Source organism: Streptomyces sp. NPDC058145, from assembly GCF_042884245.1.
Taxonomy (GTDB): Bacteria; Actinomycetota; Actinomycetes; order Streptomycetales; family Streptomycetaceae; genus Streptomyces.
Window position 1 is genome coordinate 26,565 of the sequence record NZ_JBHVUH010000025.1, and the last position, 17,457, is coordinate 44,021.

Here is a 17,457-nt window from a genome sequence, read left to right on the forward strand (position 1 = left end):
ACCGATGTGTCGGTCTGCGACTCGGCAGGGCTTGAACATCCTCCTGGAGGCCCATGGCGTGGCACAGAGGGCAACAGTGGTCCTGGCCTTCGTCCCGGGCCCGCTGCGCCGGCTCCTGGAGATGACCGGAGCCGACCAGATCCTGCGGGTCTTCGGCACCGTCGCCGCCGCCGAAGCGTCTCTGAGCAGCTGACGACACCATGCGTGTTTCGAAGGGACCGGACGGCACACCTGCCTCCACGATCACTGTGACCGTGGAGGCAGAACCGAACGCCGTGATCCTCACCGTGGCCGACGATGGTCACGGCGCGGCTGTGACTGGCCGTGAGCGTATCGTCGAACGGCGCCTCGACGACGCCCGCAGTCGCGACGAGGGCGGCGTCGGCATGGTCCTTCTGGCGTCGACGGCGAAGTCTTGGACATCTCCTGGGCTTCCGCTCTCCGTTTGCTGGGCTGGCTCTCGACAGCGTCTTCCTAGGGTCGTTGTCGTCCCCCGGTGGTCCGGCCTCGGAGCACCGCATCCCCGAAATCTGGAGACAGTTCATGCGCGCCTTGCCCCGACGTGCCCTCCTTGCCGCTCCCGCTGCCGTGTTGATGATCGCCCTCGCCGCCTGCGGCGGTGGCTCCGATGACAGCTCCGGCAGTTCGAAGTCGGACACTCAACAGGCCGCCCAGGGCACGGGCGGCGTCGATGCGGCGGGCGAGGCCGCCGGTGACACCGACGACAAGAAGGAACCGCCGCTGACCGGCGACATCAAGCAGAAGGCCGAGGCGGCTGCCATCGCCGCGTACCCCGGCACGGTGGTGAAGTCGGAGGAGGACGCGGAGAAGCCCGGAATGTACGCGGTGGAGGTGAAGAAGGAGGACGGCACCTCGGTCGAGGTGTATCTGGACAAGTCCTTCAAGGTCACCGGCACCAAGCAGGAAGGCACCGAGGAGACGGAGAACGACGGCTGAGACGCGCGGGCCGACCGACCGGGTGGGAGGAAACAGGCGCCGAGCGATCACATGAACGCCACGCCGTCATCGTCCGACGCCCAGGTGCACGCGAACGTGCGGCCTTCGCCCCCGATTCTGCCCCGGGAGGCTACGGCGACCGCTTCGAGGAGGACGCCTTCGACTACCCCTCGCCATCCGCCTCCCTCGCTTGGTCCTCCGACGACACCTCCACTGGCCCCACCGAATCCACGGCCGACGAGTCGGAGGTCGCCGCCGGCAGGCGTCGGCGGAGCCCGGTGCGGGATGAGACCGGGTGGCATGCGGCGGTACCGAACCGGTCGGCCCTGACCGCCGTCGCCACGGCCGTCGTCCTCACCTGATTCGGCCTCGCGCTGTCCACGGTCAGAAACACGGTCACCTCCAACGCGAACCCCGGCGGCACCGCTCAGATCTCCGCCATCAACACACCCGGCCCGCCGTCCCTCCCGCCGGACGCGACGCTCCCCGCTGAACCGTCCGGTGCCGGAGCCAACACGGCCGTCGCGCCGGCACGGACCGTGTTGTCGCCCGACCGTGGTGACGACGACCGCGGAGAGGAGGAGCAAGGACGCGAGGACAAAGACCACGCCGACGACTGACTCCCCACGGTCGGTGTCGTCGCCACCCCGCTCCCGTCGCCCGGCCGCTGGCGCTGTCCGTGTCGACCAGCCGGGCGGCAGCCGCGCCGGCTCACCGTCCCTACGACTCCCACGTCCCAGGCGGCTTCCCGTGAACAGCCCAACTCTCCTGGCACAGCTGTGCGAGCCTTGCGCGATGCGGCTCCTGCTCATCGAAGACGACGACCGAATCGCCGGCCCGCTCACCGAAGGACTCGGGCGGTACGGCTTCACCGTGGATCACGCCCGCAGCGGCGCCGCCGGACTCGCCGGCACCGAGGGGTCTCCGGACCTGGTCCTGCTCGACCTCGGCCTGCCGGACATGGACGGCCTCGACGTCTGCCGCAGCCTGCGCGCCCGCTCCGCCGTACCGATCATCATGATCACCGCGAGAGGAGACGAGGCCGACCGCATCGTCGGCCTGGAACTGGGCGCCGACGACTACCTCGCCAAACCCTTCGGCGTGCGGGAACTGGTGGCCCGGATCCGGGCGGTCACCCGGCGCACCAGCGGCACACTGGCCTTCCCCCCGCCAACGAACCCGGCAGCACCCGAGACCCCCGGACCGCAGCCGCTCGGGGCTTTGGAGATCAACCGCCGCACCCGCCAGGTACACCTAGACAAAGCCGAAATACCGCTCACACCACGCGAGTTCGACCTGCTCGCCTACCTCGCCGAGGACCCCGGCACGGTCCACTCGCGGCAGCAGATCATGGACACGGTCTGGGATCCGCACTTCTTCGGCCCCACCAAGACCCTCGACGCCCACGTCGCCGCGCTGCGCCGCAAGCTCGGCGACGCGGCTTGGATCACCACGGCTCGCGGCGTCGGCTTCCGCCTCACCGTCCCCGGTACCGACGGGGAACCCGCCAGATGACCCGACGCCTGTTGCTCAGCTACCTCGGCCTGGCCGTCCTCGTGCTGGCCGGGCTGGAGATCCCCCTTGGCTGGATCTACGCCCGCGCCGAGATCTCCCGCGCCTCCCAGAGCGTCGAACGTGACGCCTCGATGCTCGCCGAGGTCACCGAGGAGAACATCGAAAAGGGCAACTTCGACGCCCTGCCCGACATCGTCGGCGACTACGCCACCCGGACCGGTGGGCACGTCGTCGTCACCGACCGGCAGGGCATCGTCCTGGCCGACTCCGACCCGTCAGGCCGTGCCGGAATCAGCATCGCCGCCCAGCCGGACATCGCCCGTGCCCTGCACAACCAGCCGACCGTGGCCACCGGGGACGACCTGTTGTCGGCCACCATGCCGGGCTCCTCCGGCAGCACCATCCGGGGCGCCTTGCGCTTGGCCTATCCCATGGCCGAGGTCAACGCCCGCGTCCACCGCATCTGGTGGGCTCTCGCCCTGGCCGGGGCCTGCATTCTGGCCGCCGTGGCCATCGTCGCCTTCACCCTCGCCCGTTGGATCACGCGTCCCTTGCGCACCCTGGAGGCCGCCACCGCCCAACTGGCCGACGGCCGGCTCACCGACCCGCCGGACGCCACTACGGGCCCACCTGAACTACGCGACCTCGCAGCGTCGTTCACTCACACCGCCACGCGCCTGCAACAACTTCTCAAGGGCCAGCAAGCGTTCGCCTCCGAAGCCTCCCACCAGCTGAAAACCCCGCTCACCGCACTGCGCCTGCGCCTGGAGAACTTCGAGCCCTACCTCGACCCCCGCGCCCACGACAGCCTCGAGGAAGCCGTCGGCGAGGTCGATCGCCTCAGCCGCATGGTGCAGGGCCTACTCGCCCTGGCCCGCCTGGAGAACAGCGCCACCACCCCCGAACCGGTCGACCTCGACACCGTCATCGCCGACCGCGTCGCCATGTGGGAGCCGCTGGCCGCTGAACAGTACGTCGCCCTTGCCGTCACCGGCCGACCCACCGGGCGAGTGTGGGCGATTGCCGGAGCGATGGAGCAGGTCATCGACAACCTCCTCGCCAATGCCCTGTGCGTCTCGCCGCCCGGCACGACCATCACCCTCCACCGCGCGCCAGGGGTCGAACTCCACATCATCGACCAGGGCCCCGGCATGCCGCAGGCCGATCGCGACCGCGCCTTCGACCGCTTCTGGCGCGCCTGCGACTCCCACCACGACGGCACCGGCCTCGGCCTGCCCATCGTCCGCCACCTCGTCCACGCCTCGGGCGGCGACATCACCCTGCACCCAGCTCAGGGCACCGGCCTGGACGCCGCCGTGCGGATGCGCCCAGTGATCGGCGGACGGTCACGCGGCGCAGGCGGGTCACCTCGAGCGACACCGGCAGCCGCGACGCCATGACCCGTACCAGGCAGCCGACCGATCCGGGTCGGCCTCCCCCCACAGGTCATCCGTACGCAGAATGCACAATATTCGCACGCTAGATGTACGCGATAAGTGGGCTAGGCTGGGGTCGGAGGTGCTTCATGTCCGAGTTGTTCGGCGCAGTGGACGCGCTGGTGGCGTCCCGGTCGCCGCTGCCGCCGCCGGCAGAGCGAAGGCGACTGCGCCAGGCTCATGCGCTCACCCTTGATGAAGTAGCCGCCGCCCTGGGCGTGCGTCGCGCGACCGTCGGCGACTGGGAGGCGGGCAAGACCGAGCCGCGTCCGCCGCAGCGGGAGGCGTACGCGCGTCTGCTCAAGCAGCTCACGCAGCTCTATCCCGCCGCTGAAAGCACCGGTGCACCGCAGGAGAACACCCCTGCGCCGCACCACAGGGACCCCGCTGCCCCGCAGACGACCCCCGACACGGCACCGCAGGCGCCGCCTGCGCCCGCGGGCCCGGTGCCCGAGGCCACGGCGTCGGCCACGTCCGACACCACCGCGCCCGCTGTCCCCGCCACCGCTCCCGCCCCGGCTGCGACGTCACGTCCGGCGCCTGCCACCCGGCCGACGACGGCCTCGCGCCGCCCGGGCGCGAAAAAGGCTGCCCCGGCGAAGACGCCCGCGCCTGGCGGCGCGTACGCGCACGGCCCGCTACTCGTCCTCGACGCCGACGCCGACCGGAATGTGACCGGCTACGGCATCGGCGGCCTGATCGTGGACGTGCCCGCCAAGTCCCTGCCCGCGCTGGTCGAGTGGACGCTGACCGAGGCGCGACTCGGGGCGGAGAGGCTGCACGGCTCGGGAAAGGACGCCGACCCCCTGCTGGTGCTCACCGACGCGGCGTGCGAGCGCTACGGCCTGCCCGCTGCGCTGTCGGAGCAGGAGCGGCTTGCCGGGCGGCTCCCGGAGGGGCACAAGGTCATCAAGCAGCTGCAGCGTGCGGAGTGGCAGCTCACCAAGCGTGGGCTGGGACCATGGGCGCGGATCTACCGCCCCGCCCACGGGGGCCGCCGAAGTTGCGTGCAGTTGTGCATCCCCTCGTGGCGCGCCCTCGACGCCCGCGCATGGGGCCGTGCCGCGCAGCTGGAACCGGCGGAGCTCGCCCGGGTGCTGGGCGTGTACGCGCAGCGGGTCGTGACGCCGGTCGGGTCCACCGCTGTGACGGGGCTGCAGCTGATGACCGCGCTCAACCCGCCGACCCGCGCCGGCCAGCCGGACGATGAAGGCAGGCGGCACCGCGAGCACCGGCCCGGCTCGCTGGGTGCGGAACCCATCGACCCGGCGCCGTGCGAGGCGACCGACGGGCACCCCGTCCTGGCGCACCTGCCCCGCTTCCACGTGCGTGGCCCCGGCGAGCGGCTGTTCGAGGAGGCCTACGACTGGGCGCGGGATCTGACCGACGCCGAGTGCATGAAGCGCTACTTGGTCGGCATCGACGTGAACCTGGCCTTCGGTGCGGCTGCCAACGGCGCCGTCGTCGGCCTGGCCTCGCCGCCGGTCCACGTCACCAACCCGGCCTTCGATGCGGCGCTGCCCGGCTCCTGGCTGGTCGACCTCTCCCCCGTCGACCTGAACCATGTGAAGGTCGGCAAGCAGTGGCGTGAGCTCGACGGTGATCTGCTGCCCAGCCCGTTCACGCCGACCGGCGAACGCCCCGAGGGCCCGGCCTGGTACACCACCGCAACGGTCGCGTACGCCGTCGAGCTCGGCTACGACGTCGCCCCGCTCGAGGCCTGGGTGCGCACCGAGAGCGGCCGGTTCCTGGACGGCTGGTACAAACGGCTGCGCGACGCCTACGTCGCCACCATGGCGGAGTTGGGAGTGGGCGAGAAGCTGCCCCCGCACGAGTTCCTGAAGGCGATGGACGGCTACAAGAGCCGTGATCCGGAGCTGGGAATCGTCGTGGACGCCGTCAAGATGACCGTCAAGGGCGGTATCGGCAAGCTGCAGGAGAAAGCGCGCGGCGGCGGATGGAAGCCGGGGCAGGCCTGGCCCGCCCTCGCCCGCCCGACGTGGCGGCCGGACATCCGCGCCGCGGTCATCTCCCGGGCCCGGATCAACATGCACCGCAAGATGCTCAACCTGGCGGCGGCCACCGGACAGTATCCGGTCGCGGTGCTCTCGGACTGCGCCGTGTACGCCGCCGACGGCCCCAGCCCGCTGGACGTCCTGCCCTACGACACCGACGGCAAGACCGTGCCGGGCTCGTTCCGGCTGGGGGTGTCTCCCGGCATGGTCAAGCACGAGGGCACACAGAGCGTGCTGTGGGGGGCGGACCTGCTCGAGCAGCTCGCCGGTGACGGCCACGTCGCCAACCTCGCCCGCTACATCAAGACCGGCGAGGTCACCGCCAAGGACACAGGAGAGTAGGAGAGTCACGGCGATGGCCACGATCGGCGAAGGACTCGACAAGGCGGTGCAGGGCGCGTTCACGCGCCCGGTCCCGAAGTCCGCCGGGGCACAGATGCGTTACCTGGTCAGGCAGCACCAGCACAGCACCCGGCGCGTGGCCGAGCTGCTCGGCATCAGCCAGCGCACCGTCGAACGCTATGTGAAGAACCAGATCAAAAAGCCCCGCCCGGAGCTCGCCGACCGCCTCGAGCGTGAGGTCCGGGCGCGCTGGCAGCCGCAGATCAGGGCCAAGGCGAAGCAGGCCGCGGCCACCACCGGCGGCATCATGATCGACGTTCGCGCCCGGTTCGGCTACACCGCCGCCCCCGGCAGCACCGACGACGCCCGCGTGCGCCACCTCACCCTCGCGCTGCCACCCGGCCACGCCGCACGTCTCTTCCAGGCCCAGGAAGCCGGTCTCACCGACGACCAGCTCCGCCAGATCGCCGCCGAAGCCCTGGGCGAGGTCTACTTCCGCGACAACGGCCGCCGCGCCCACGGCCTCGAAGTGGAACTCACCGACCTCCTCGACCTCGAGTTCGAGCTGTAGTCAGACCGGCGCGTCGACGCCACGGGCCGTAAGCGCAGTGGCGTCGGTGATGCGGAGAGCGGTTCCACCCCCTGGCCGCAGCGGTGCCTCAGAGCCCGCGGTGCGGAGTCCGCCCTGGCTGCGCAGGCGAGCGCCAAGCCGCCACCGGTGCGGACCCTGGGTTTCAGCGTTTGGTGAGGGGTCCGGCGTGCAGCACGTTCCGGCGGCGCCGGTACTCGTCCTCGTCGATCTCCCCGCGGGCCAGCCGCTCACCGAGGATGTCCTCTGCCGAGGGGGTGGCCGGGGTATGGGTGTGCGTGTGCTCCTGGGGCCGGTTCAGGGCGCGGAAGAGCAGCACCGCCAGGGTGATGATCAGCACCCAGAACACGATCATGCCGGCCGACATCGCGAACCAGCCCCAGCCGCCGACGCCGTGGTCGTACCAGAACATCATCGCAACTCACCTGTTTCGGCGTTGTTCTCTGGCCGGATACGGAAGCGCACCCCGCCACTTCTTGCCTCCACCTGCATCATTCCGCTGTCGGGAGCGGCGGTCTGGGGCCGGATGACCCGGACCGGTGGGCCGATCCGCCCCTACCAGGTAGGGGTAGCCGGGCGCAGGCTGGAGAAAGGGAGCCGATAAGGGAGGCGAGCAGCCCATGGGTGCCCTCGACATCGTCGTCGGCCTGACCTCGGCCGCGCTTGTCGGCGCGCTGGGCTGGTACTTCTTCGGTCCGCGCCGCGCCGGTGCCGCCCGGCTGGACGGCGGGGTGCAGCGGGTGGAGGTGACGGTGCGGGGCGGCTACAGTCCCGACCTGATCAAGGTCCGTCAGGGCACGCCGGTGGAGGTGGTCTTCGACCGGCAGGAAGCGGGTGAGTGCACCTCCCGTGTGGTCTTCCCCGATTTGCAGGTCGGTGCGGGGCTGCCGGCCCATACGCGCACCACCGTGCGGCTCAATCCCGACCGTCCGGGCTCCTTCGGCTTCGCCTGCGGCATGAACATGATTCACGGCACGCTGCTGGTCGAACCCGCGGACGACTCCGCACCGCCCACGCCTGACGGGCACGGCAGCACGACCGCGCCCTCGTTGCCTGCTTCGACTGGCACCGGCACTCCCTCGGCGGGTGAGGAACCGACTGCGGCTGAGTCGGAGGCCGCAGACGCCGCCGAGCGGCAGGCAGAGATCGGGGACCTCACCCGCAGGGTCGTGGTCGGCGCCGTACTGACCGCGCCGGTGCTCGTCGCGGTGATGGCGCACGAGTTGTTCGGCGTCGGCTGGATACCGGGGTGGATGCTGAATCACTGGCTTCAGTTGGCGCTGATCACGCCCGTGATGTTCTACACCGGGTGGCCCATACATGTGACGGGCTGGCTGACGATGCGGCACCGCGCCGCCGACATGAACTCCCTGATCACCCTCGGTACGAGTGCCGCCTACGGCTACAGCCTGCTGGTCACCCTCGCCCCCGGTCTCCTGCCGCAGAACCTGCGGGAGGTCTATTTCGAGGCCGTCGGCGTCATCCTGACGTTGATCTTGGTCGGGCGGCTGCTGGAGGCCCGGGCGAAGGCCGGCACCGGCGAGGCCATCCGCGCGCTGCTGGGCCTGCGGGCCCGTACCGCACACGTCGTACGGGACGGAACCGAGAGTGAGGTCCCCGTCGAGGACGTCGTGGTCGGCGACGTGCTCGTCATCCGGCCGGGAGAGAAGATTCCCGTCGACGCCGAGGTGCTCTCCGGCAGCTCGGCGGTGGACGAGTCGATGGTCACCGGTGAGCCGATGCCGGTGACCAAGCGCACGGGGGACACGGCCATCGGGGCCACCGTCAACGGCACCGGATCCCTGCGCGTCCGAGCGGCCAAGGTCGGGGCGGACACGATGCTCGCGCAGATCATCCGTCTGGTGCAGCAGGCCCAGGCGTCCAAAGCCCCCATTCAGCGGCTCGCCGACGCCGTGTCGGCGTACTTCGTTCCCGCGGTCATCGCGATCTCGATCGGCGCCTTCGCCGTCTGGTTCACCGTCGGCCCCTCCCCCGCGCTGACCCTCGCCCTGGTCTCCGCGGTCGCGGTACTGATCATTGCCTGCCCGTGCGCGCTGGGCCTGGCCACGCCGCTTTCGGTGATGGTCGGCACCGGCAAGGGCGCCCAGGCCGGCATCCTCATCCGCTCCGCCGAAGCCCTGGAGACCGCGCACGAACTCGACACCGTCGTGCTGGACAAGACCGGCACCGTCACCGCGGGCAGGCCCGTGCTCACCGACGTCCGCCCCGCCGACGACTTCGACGAGACGGCACTGCTGCGGCTGGCCGGGTCAGCCGAGGCCGACAGCGAACACCCGCTCGCGCAGGCCATCGTCACCGGCGTGCGCGACCGCGGCCATCAGTTGTCCGCGGCGGCCGGCTTCGGCTCGGTGACCGGCAAAGGCGTGCAGGCCACGGTCGAGGGACACGCCGTGCTGGTCGGCACCGCCCGGCTCCTGTCCGACGTCGGCATCGACACCACCGCCCTGGCCCCCGTCGCCGCCGGCTTGTCGGCCCACGGCAAGACCCCTGTCCTCGTCGCCGTGGACGGACGTCCCGCCGGTGTGCTCGCAGTCGCCGACACCGTCAAAGAGGACTCCGCCTCGGCCATCGCCGCCTTGCAGCGTCTCGGCGTCGACGTCGTCATGCTCACCGGCGACAACGCCCGCACCGCCGCCGCCATCGCCGCCCAGGTCGGCATCGGCCGGGTCCTGGCCGAGGTCCTGCCCGAGCACAAGGCCGACGAGATCCGCCGCCTGCAAGGAGAGGGCCGCACCGTCGGCATGGTCGGCGACGGCATCAACGACGCTCCCGCCCTGGCCGCCGCCGACGTCGGACTGGCCATCGGCACCGGCACCGACGTCGCCATCGAGGCCGCCGACATCACCCTGATCTCCGGCTCGCTCGGCGGGGTTGTCACCGCGATCCGGCTGTCGCGAGCCACCATGCGCAACATCCGGCAGAACCTGTTCTTCGCCCTGGTCTACAACGCCGTCGGCATCCCCCTCGCCGCGGGCGCCCTCTACCCGCTGTGGGGCATCCGGCTCAGCCCGATCATCGCCGCCGCAGCCATGGCACTGAGCTCCCTGTCGGTTGTCACCAACGCCTCCCGGCTGCGCCGCTGGCACACCCCGCCGCTGCCCGATGCCCGGCCCGCCGCCGTCCGGCCCCGGGTCGAGTCCGCTGCCGACCGAGCTCCGGCCGACAGCACCGCAACAGGGGCAGTCCACGGGCACCGGCCGGGTTGTGGCAACGACGGCTTGGGCACGGTCGCCGACCCGGTGTGCGGCATGCAGGTCGACCAGGCCACCGCTGCCGAACACCGGCAGACCGCCACGGGCACCCACTCCTTCTGCTCCACCCACTGCGCCGACGTCTTCGACGCCGACCCCGGCCGCTACGCCCCCGGGGCAACCGGCGGCGGCATGAGCGAAGGAGGCACACACCGATGACCACGGCCGCAGCCCTCACACGAGACGCCCGTGAGCCGAACGCGCCCGGTTACGCGGACCGCAAGCCCGACCACCTGGCTCGCCTGAACAAGATCGAAGGCCAGATCCGCGGCATCTCCCGGATGGTCACCGACGACCGCTACTGCATCGACGTCCTCACCCAGATCACCGCTGCCAGCCGCGCTCTGCAAGAAGTCGCCCTCAATCTCCTCGACGACCACGTGCGCGGTTGCGTCACCCGGGCCGCTCGCACCGACTCCGCCGGGGCCGAGGAGAAATTCGCCGAACTCACCGACACCCTGCGCCGCGCCCTGCGCCTGTAGTCACGGCTGCTGTGCCCCTCTTCCATCTGTCACTGCGGTCGCCGCCTTACCCCTCCCGGGTATATTGACGGCCAGAAGCCGGACCACCCGAAACATGGACGGAAGCCATGACGACAGCCGCCCCCCGGCCAAGTGGCGTCCGCGGCACCGCGCTGCGGTGGGCACGCGTTGCCGTCATCGTCCACCTCGGAACAGCCGCCGCCCTCACGCACGTGCCGCCCGCGCGGGGCTTGCCGTCATGCACCACACGGCCATGCCGGCGATGGCCGTTCATCGCGGCCGATACACCACGGCATCGGGCATCCCGGCCCCCGGCACCAGCCAACGACTACCACGGAGCCTGCTCCCGCACAGCCACCGCCCGGCCCGCCCGCCGCGCCCACGGCCTGCACATCGCCTTCAGCGACCTTGAGCTCGCCGGCTTCCCGATCGGATGAGCCTCTCCACCGATCGGGCACAGGGACGACCGGACGCGTCCGGGCGTAGCGCCGCGAACTGGGCGGTCAACGCGCCACGTAGGGTGCATCGGCCCCGCAGAGATAGGAGGCGCAGGGTTCCACTGCGGCTTCTGCGAGGCCGATGCACCGCACACATACCCCCCGAGGCGCCCGATACGCCCGATCCATCCCCGCCGCCCGAGCGGAAGGTGCCCTCAACCACGACGTGGGGCCCGGCCGTACCCGGCCGGGCCCCACGTCAACCTCCGCTACCAGCAGCGCTCCTCAGACCGAGGACCTGCACCTACCAGCGGTACCAGCGGCCCTTGCGGCCCGTGCCGTCAGCGGACCGGACGACGAAGCCCAGCAGCCACACGATCAGAACGATCACCGCGATCCACCACAGTGCCTTCAGGGCGAAACCCGCACCGAAGAGGATCAGAGCCAGCAGAAGAACCAGAAGCAGGGGAACCATTGTTATCAACCTCCTGGCCACCGGATGCCCTTCGTCAGCACCATCATTCGCCGATGACGCCTTGTTTGTTAAGGAAGGGTGGGGGCACCAGGGCTCCACGGCGACAGCGGCAAAGACACTACGAGGAGGCGTGTTCCATGAGTGCCGGTGAGAAGGCCAAGGCGAAGACCGAGCAGGCTCAGGGCAAGACCGAGGAGGCTCTGGGAAGCGCCGTTGGGAACGACCGCATGGCCGCCGAGGGGCAGGCCAAGAAGAGCACGGGAGACGCCCGTGAAGCAAAGGAAGAGACCAAGGGCGCCTTCAAGCACTGAGCCGCCAGGACGCACGAGTGAAGGGCTGTCCCAGGATGAATTTGGGACAGCCCTTCATTTGTGTGTTCCCGGAACCGCCGGCACTTCCACGCCCGTCGACCGCCTGGGGTGGCCTCCGCGGGCTCCGGTGGTTTCTGTCCGGACGGTCTCCGCCATCGGGCCGTCATGGCTGCGGGCGAGCCGAGGCAGGAGAGTGCTCTCGGTGACGGTCGGGCCGGCGCCGCAGGGCGTGTGCAGGCCTCCGCTCCTCCGCAGCGCCGAGCACCCGGCGGACAAAAGCGACCTCAAGGCGCAGGCGGACGTCCAGGGTCTCCGTGGCGGCGAGCTACTGATCCAGATACCCCAGGACCCCGGCATGAGGCGCCGGGGTCCTTTTGTCGTGCCGTGCTGTCTGTACCGGCTCCAGGCCAAGCGTGAGGCGGCGCGGATTGCGACGGGGGCCGGATCCGCTCTGGGCCGGAGTTCCGGCCGGCCCCGGCGCCCTCGTCAGGCCGAGGTGTTCGGCTGCGGCTGGCCGCCCTGGATGCGCAGCTGCTCATTGATGCGCTGAGCTTCTTCGAGCTGGTCTTCGAGGATGACGATGCGGCATGCGGCCTCGATGGGAGTGCCCTGGTCGACGAGTTCACGGGCGCGGGCGGCGATGCGCAGCTGGTAGCGCGAGTAGCGGCGGTGGCCGCCTTCGGAGCGCAACGGGGCGATCAGGCGGTGTTCACCGAGGGCACGGAGAAAGGCGGGGGTGGCGCCGAGCATCTCGGCGGCCCGGCCCATGGTGTAGGCGGGGTAGTCGTCGTCGTCGAGATTGTCGACGGGCCGGGTTCTGGCAGGGGGCATAGACCTCTTCTTTCAAAGACGCGTCGGGGGGCCCGGATTGCCGTACGACAACCCGGGCCCCGAGCTTTCAACACCATCTACCGGCTGACTGCGCCGGCCTTCCGTGTCCGCAGGGCCCGCCCTGGAGGGCGAGATTGCGGGGATCGCGAATGCGTGACCGGGGACCACCTTCCAATCCGGGGCCTTGCGGTACCCGAGCGGACTACTTCCTCGCCCGGGCGATCCTGATGGCGCTCTGCTCCTTACCTTCGACTACTGGACTGCACTGCTGAATACGGGTACTGCTCGCGACCCGCCCGGGTCGCGCCATGCTGCGCTGCTCGCACGGCAGTTCATCTCTGCCGTGCCCACTTCGACTTCTTGGGTACGACGAAAACAGTAGCCCCACCACGCTCCAATGTCTACTGCTGCCATGACAGATTTCCTTCACGACCGACACTCGGACATTATTCCCGAATACAGCCAAAAGAGTGCTGTAAGATCGGAAACCGACCCGCCGAGCTCCGACCCGGCAGGCGAACGCTGCCCCCGGCGGCACAACCGACCCAGGGCAAGCGAGGCGCACGACCCACGCGGCGACTCCCAGCAGGCCTGCCGTCACGGACAGGGACGAGTGTCCGCTGCCCAGAGTGCGCAGCACCCGCCCCCACAGTCCCGCAACCTGGGGACGCGGCCCTCATGAAGTACATCTGCGGCCGCGCAGGCAAAAGCCACGACCGCACCGCCGAGACCAAACGGTCCACCAAGCAACTACCCGAGATGGAAAACGACGAGGTCGCCGTCGGCCCGAAACGGGGACGCTCAAGAACACCGCGTGCACGGCACAGCAACAGGTTCTCGTGCCGGCTCCTGCGAAACCGCTCTCCCGCGACCACACGTGGCGCGTCGACCTTCAGGCCGCGCTGGTCGTTGGTCGCGCTGGTCGCGCCAAGATGGCGGCGCACCGCGACGCGGGCACCACCTTCAAGGACACCGTGCCCAGCAGTTGGCTGCCAGCGCCGCCGCGCACTTCGTGCACATAACCGGGTCCATGGTCCGCCAGGCTGAAGTGCTCCTCTGAGGCTCCTCAAGTCGCTTGGCGCGCGCAGAACATGACCGTCAGGCTGTTCCTCATGACAGGAATCATGGGACTGAGCAAGAAGAACAACTTCGTGCTGGCCATACGGGACGCGGACGTGATCGCGGCGGCCCTGCGTCGGGCGCTGGCAGAAGCCTCACCGCAGGATCGCCCCGGTCTGGAACGCGCCGCCGCACTCGTCGAGTCCACCGCCGCCGCCACCGAGAGCCAACTGCGCGCCCGTTGGGTCCGCTCCCGACTGGCCGCCGTCGGCTTCACCGGCGACATCACCTCGGTCGCGGCGGTGAAGGCACTGCGCCAGGCGGAGCCGAAGCTGAGCCTGCTCGCGGCGGTGCAACTGCAGAAAGAGGCAGTGGCCCATCCGGAGTGATCCGGGGCTTCATCCGGGCGTGGGGCGACCACGACAGGGCCACGATCTCATCGAGAGCAACGCGAAGCCGGCACGCGACCGGAGAGTGCCGGGAGTAGCAGATGCGCAAGGGGCTGCCGCCGCGACGAATCCAGGAGGACCCAGGCACACATGCGCGGTGGGCGGTCGTCAGCCGCTGGAGATGGTGAAGAGCGTGGTCAGGCCGTCCTCATCGGGTGGGAAGAGACGCCCGCCGAGGCTTCCGGTGACATCGGCGCCTCCCTCGGCGGCGGACTGCACCACCAAGTTCAGCAGGCCTCGCGCGTGACCGGCCAGCGACTGGAAGGAGCCGGGCCCGTGAGGCCCGCCAAAGAGCAGGTTGAACAGCACGTGGGTGAGGGACACCTCGTAGACCACGGCGGCGGCGTTCCCTTCGCGGGCGACGGCGCAGTAGTGCTTGCCGTGCACGCCGAGCCGGCTGCGGTTGTTGCTCCACACCAGGGCGCCGACCGGGTCGGGGACATCCAGCGCGATGCCTCCCGTGAGTGTGACCACCCAACTGTCCTGCGGCGAGGCGTCAGTGACATCGCACCACACCAGAGTGAGGCCACCTTGATGGGAGACCCCGAAGCCCCATATCGACGGTGACAGGTCGAGCAGCTCGAAGGGGAGAACCCGCTCGAAGGATGCCTCCGCCCACTGCTGGAGCACCTGGACCGCGCTTTGAGCAGGATGACTCATGACGTACCCCCCGTCATTGGCGCGTTCTCGTCTGCGCGGTGCGAAGCAGACGACGCTGTCGAACAACGAACTCTAGCAACGTAAGGAGTGATTCGGTTTGATATTCGCCTACTTCCTAACTCTTTTGTGAACGGGCGCAGTTGCCTTAAAGTTGCGCTTCACTGTTGGAAGGTGCCCAAGGAGGACGAATGATCATTTCCGATGAACCGCGTCCCGAGGACTCCGTCGAAGACGACCTTTACGAGGAAGTCGGAGAGGCGGCCCGGCTTACCCGCAACGGCCGGGCGTCGGTGACCGAGAACAACCGTGGCCACGGCTGACCAGGCCGAACGGCATCGCGTGGGCGTCCGCGACCGGTTCTGGCGCGGACGCTCGACGTGAGCAGCGGCGGGCCGCCCTCCCCGGCGGAGACGACCGATCGCACGGCATGGGACATGGCACGGGCAAACGGGGCGCCCCGCCCCGACCGCGTTTCGGTGAGCGACTATCTGCATTTCCCCCTCGCCCCGTCCGATCCCGACCGCGGAATGCTGGATGGCGTTCCCCGTCTCCGCCCGGACGGCGTTGCGCACGGCGGCCGACACGTACGACATTCCTTTCACCCAGGTAGGAGATTCCGGCTGGACGCGGCCGTGGACTGCCTGGACCAGCACGTCCGCGAGGCGGTCCGGGCCGCGGTCCGGGGCGCCACCAGGGTGGGCGTGCTCGCCACCGGCGGCCTGGACTCCTCGGTCGTGGCCGCGGTCGCGGCGGAGGTCACCGGCAGGCCGCCGTTGCTCGTTTCGATCCGAGGCGGGCTCTGTGGCGACCTGGAGAGCGATCTCCAGAACGACCTGGCAAGCGAGTTGGACGGCGACCATCTCATCCTGGACGACATCCCCCCGTTCACCCTGGACCCGCTGTTTCGACTCAACCGCGGCTGTGACCTGCCGCGCGGCGGGGTGTTCAGCCACGTCTGGGACCAGGCCTGCGCGCTCGCCGCCGACGCCGGAGCCGACGTCCTGCTGACCGGAGAGGGTGGGGACGAACTGTTCGGCGCCGGCCCGGCGCTGGCCGCCGGCCTCCTCGCCGGCGGGCGCCTGTTCGCCGCCGCCGCCGTGCTCGGGCGCGGCCGCCGCAGCGACGACGCGGGGTACGTCTCCGGCTTGGTCAGGCAGTTGAGTAGCAGGGCGTTCCTGCCGGCCCTGACACAGCCGACGGGCGCGGAGATGGCGCTGCGCTGGCGAGGGACGTATGCGGCCGACGCGCCGGCGGCGACGGTACGTCGTACGGCGCAGCTCGCCCGCCTTCGCGGCGCGGGCGGCCTGTCGGCCGCCGCGGCGGTGCGCGCGGTGTGGCTGGAGCGGCCCGATCTCCATGCCGCTGCCGACAGCGAGGCCCGGATCAGCTGCCGGTGGCCGCTCGCCGAGTCCCAGGCTCTCGCGGATTGCGTCGACGCGATCCCACCCTCGTCCTTCGCGCCTGTCCGGGTGGGCTGTCAGGACAAGCACCTGCTGCGGCTGGTCGCGCGCCGCCGGCTGCCGGCAAGGATCACCGAACAGCGCAAGGTCGGCGTCGTCAACCAGATCTCCGTACTGCTGCGGGGCATCGAACGGCTCCCGCACCGCGACCGGCTCACGGCGGCCGCCGCCTGGCTCGGCGTGACACTGGACGACGCCTTCTGGCGCCCCTCTGTGCTCCCCGCCGAACTGGGCCTGGATTGGACCCGGTTGCTGGCCCTGTGTGCCTGGGCCGACAACGCCGACGACCGGAGATGAGCCATGCAGCCCGAAGATGGACCTCAGGCAGAGACCGCCCTGCTGCGCGCGCGGGACGATGTCTGGCTCCTCGACCGTCCCGCCGGACCGACGACGGTCGTTCTGGCCGGGTCACGCGGGAAGTATCTGCGCGTCCCCGTCAAGGCGTGGGAGTTCCTTCAGGAGCTGTCGGGTGCTCCGGCCGGAATGACGGTCCCGGAGGCACGCCGGCGGCACCCTGGACTGCGGCTGGCCTGGCTGGCCGAGCACGGGCTGGTGGACCTCGTACCGGCACAGGGCCTGCGCTCTCCGACGGCGTTGACGCTGGCCCTGTGGCAGCGCAATTGCGTCTACCGGTTGCGACAGTCGGTGGGCGGCTGGCGGGACATACGCCAGGCAATGGAGCGCGGCCCGTTGCCCGGCGGCCGCGAGCCCGTGTGCCGCCCGGTCTTCTTCGACCGCGTGGAGACCGCGGCCCGGCTGAGCTTCGCCCTCCCGGGCACGTCCCGGCAGTGCACGGTCGTAGCACTCGCCGTCGCGGAGACGCTGCGTCGGCACGGGTATGCCGGCCGGGTCGCGGTGTTGGGCGAACACGACCAGGTCTTCCTGCACGCCGTTGCCCGGGTCGGCCCGCACGTCCTCGACCCCGGCATGACGCTCCCCCAGCTTCGCGAGTTCGCTCCACCGGATCCGCGGCGAGGCGCCTGAGCCTGTTCGCGCCGGCTGCCAACAACGTGGACTGCCCGCCCGCCCAGCGACCCACGCGCAGCCACTCACCAACAGCAGCGCTACGCAGACACCGAACACGACACGCCACGAGCTGATCCCGGAAAGGGCGGGCGCCGCCGGTGGATCCGCCGGCGCATCCTTGAGGAAGCCGCGCGGCGCAGC

At 70.4% G+C, this 17,457-nt stretch carries 18 protein-coding genes; 14 read left to right on the forward strand and 4 right to left on the reverse strand.

Features of this window, described 5'->3' with window-relative positions; genetic code table 11:
* The first annotated feature begins 58 nt into the window (after positions 1 to 58).
* From ACFVVO_RS36150 to tpg, 7 genes are all read left to right on the forward strand, one after another.
* Positions 59 to 193, forward strand: coding sequence for a hypothetical protein (locus ACFVVO_RS36150; protein ID WP_390060838.1), 135 nt, complete (start codon positions 59 to 61; stop codon positions 191 to 193).
* A gap of 7 nt (positions 194 to 200) precedes the next feature.
* Positions 201 to 632: an ATP-binding protein gene (locus ACFVVO_RS36155; protein WP_390060839.1), complete on the forward strand. Its 432-nt coding sequence runs from the start codon at positions 201 to 203 to the stop codon at positions 630 to 632.
* Entirely contained in the window at positions 544 to 957 is a 414-nt protein-coding gene (locus tag ACFVVO_RS36160; protein WP_390060841.1) for a peptidase, read from the forward strand. The genes ACFVVO_RS36155 and ACFVVO_RS36160 overlap by 89 nt, the downstream gene beginning before the upstream one ends.
* 795 nt (positions 958 to 1,752) lie before the next feature.
* Positions 1,753 to 2,472 (forward strand): response regulator transcription factor, encoded by a 720-nt coding sequence (locus ACFVVO_RS36165; protein ID WP_390060843.1) that lies wholly within the window; start codon positions 1,753 to 1,755, stop codon positions 2,470 to 2,472.
* The gene (locus ACFVVO_RS36170; RefSeq protein WP_390060845.1) at positions 2,469 to 3,872 is read left to right on the forward strand and encodes a sensor histidine kinase; all 1,404 of its coding nucleotides are present in this window, start codon (positions 2,469 to 2,471) and stop codon (positions 3,870 to 3,872) included. The genes ACFVVO_RS36165 and ACFVVO_RS36170 overlap by 4 nt, the downstream gene beginning before the upstream one ends.
* 125 nt (positions 3,873 to 3,997) lie before the next feature.
* On the forward strand, positions 3,998 to 6,265 hold the full coding sequence (tap, locus tag ACFVVO_RS36175; protein WP_390060847.1) for a telomere-associated protein Tap: 2,268 nt from the start codon (positions 3,998 to 4,000) through the stop codon (positions 6,263 to 6,265).
* A gap of 13 nt (positions 6,266 to 6,278) precedes the next feature.
* Complete coding sequence (tpg, locus tag ACFVVO_RS36180) at positions 6,279 to 6,836, forward strand: telomere-protecting terminal protein Tpg (protein WP_390060848.1); 558 nt, start codon at positions 6,279 to 6,281, stop codon at positions 6,834 to 6,836.
* Between the two features lie 163 nt (positions 6,837 to 6,999).
* Here tpg and ACFVVO_RS36185 read toward each other — a convergent pair whose 3' ends face one another.
* Positions 7,000 to 7,269: an SHOCT domain-containing protein gene (locus ACFVVO_RS36185; RefSeq protein ID WP_390060849.1), complete on the reverse strand. Its 270-nt coding sequence runs from the start codon at positions 7,267 to 7,269 to the stop codon at positions 7,000 to 7,002.
* Positions 7,270 to 7,474: 205 nt separating this feature from the next.
* Here ACFVVO_RS36185 and ACFVVO_RS36190 point away from each other — a divergent pair, with 205 nt between their 5' ends.
* Both ACFVVO_RS36190 and ACFVVO_RS36195 read left to right on the forward strand, forming a co-directional pair.
* Complete coding sequence (locus ACFVVO_RS36190) at positions 7,475 to 10,285, forward strand: heavy metal translocating P-type ATPase (RefSeq protein ID WP_390060851.1); 2,811 nt, start codon at positions 7,475 to 7,477, stop codon at positions 10,283 to 10,285.
* A complete protein-coding gene (locus ACFVVO_RS36195; protein ID WP_390060853.1) occupies positions 10,282 to 10,608 on the forward strand; it encodes a metal-sensitive transcriptional regulator in 327 nt (108 codons plus the stop codon). Before ACFVVO_RS36190 ends, ACFVVO_RS36195 begins: the two co-directional genes overlap by 4 nt.
* Before the next feature lie 741 nt (positions 10,609 to 11,349).
* Here the strand turns inward: ACFVVO_RS36195 and ACFVVO_RS36200 are convergent.
* On the reverse strand, positions 11,350 to 11,520 hold the full coding sequence (locus ACFVVO_RS36200) for a hypothetical protein (protein ID WP_030338097.1): 171 nt from the start codon (positions 11,518 to 11,520) through the stop codon (positions 11,350 to 11,352).
* 137 nt (positions 11,521 to 11,657) lie between these two features.
* Between ACFVVO_RS36200 and ACFVVO_RS36205 the strand changes: the two genes are divergently transcribed.
* Positions 11,658 to 11,831, forward strand: coding sequence for a CsbD family protein (locus ACFVVO_RS36205; protein WP_390060855.1), 174 nt, complete (start codon positions 11,658 to 11,660; stop codon positions 11,829 to 11,831).
* A gap of 486 nt (positions 11,832 to 12,317) precedes the next feature.
* On the opposite strand, the gene ACFVVO_RS36210 is transcribed toward ACFVVO_RS36205, so the two are convergent.
* Complete coding sequence (locus ACFVVO_RS36210) at positions 12,318 to 12,662, reverse strand: helix-turn-helix domain-containing protein (RefSeq protein ID WP_390060856.1); 345 nt, start codon at positions 12,660 to 12,662, stop codon at positions 12,318 to 12,320.
* 1,112 nt (positions 12,663 to 13,774) lie between these two features.
* Here ACFVVO_RS36210 and ACFVVO_RS36215 point away from each other — a divergent pair.
* Positions 13,775 to 14,110, forward strand: coding sequence for a hypothetical protein (locus ACFVVO_RS36215; RefSeq protein WP_390060858.1), 336 nt, complete (start codon positions 13,775 to 13,777; stop codon positions 14,108 to 14,110).
* Between the two features lie 168 nt (positions 14,111 to 14,278).
* Here the strand turns inward: ACFVVO_RS36215 and ACFVVO_RS36220 are convergent, their stop codons facing one another.
* On the reverse strand, positions 14,279 to 14,830 hold the full coding sequence (locus ACFVVO_RS36220; protein WP_390060860.1) for a hypothetical protein: 552 nt from the start codon (positions 14,828 to 14,830) through the stop codon (positions 14,279 to 14,281).
* A 188-nt stretch (positions 14,831 to 15,018) separates the two neighbouring features.
* On the opposite strand from ACFVVO_RS36220, the gene ACFVVO_RS36225 reads away from it, so the two are divergent.
* From ACFVVO_RS36225 to ACFVVO_RS36235, 3 genes are all read left to right on the forward strand, one after another.
* The gene (locus ACFVVO_RS36225; protein WP_390060861.1) at positions 15,019 to 15,150 is read left to right on the forward strand and encodes a hypothetical protein; all 132 of its coding nucleotides are present in this window, start codon (positions 15,019 to 15,021) and stop codon (positions 15,148 to 15,150) included.
* Between the two features lie 312 nt (positions 15,151 to 15,462).
* A complete protein-coding gene (locus tag ACFVVO_RS36230) occupies positions 15,463 to 16,587 on the forward strand; it encodes an asparagine synthase-related protein (protein WP_390060863.1) in 1,125 nt (374 codons plus the stop codon).
* Between the two features lie 3 nt (positions 16,588 to 16,590).
* Positions 16,591 to 17,274 carry a hypothetical protein gene (locus ACFVVO_RS36235; RefSeq protein WP_390060865.1) on the forward strand — a complete coding sequence of 228 codons (684 nt, stop codon included), beginning with the start codon at positions 16,591 to 16,593 and terminating at the stop codon, positions 17,272 to 17,274.
* Positions 17,275 to 17,457: the final 183 nt, after the last annotated feature.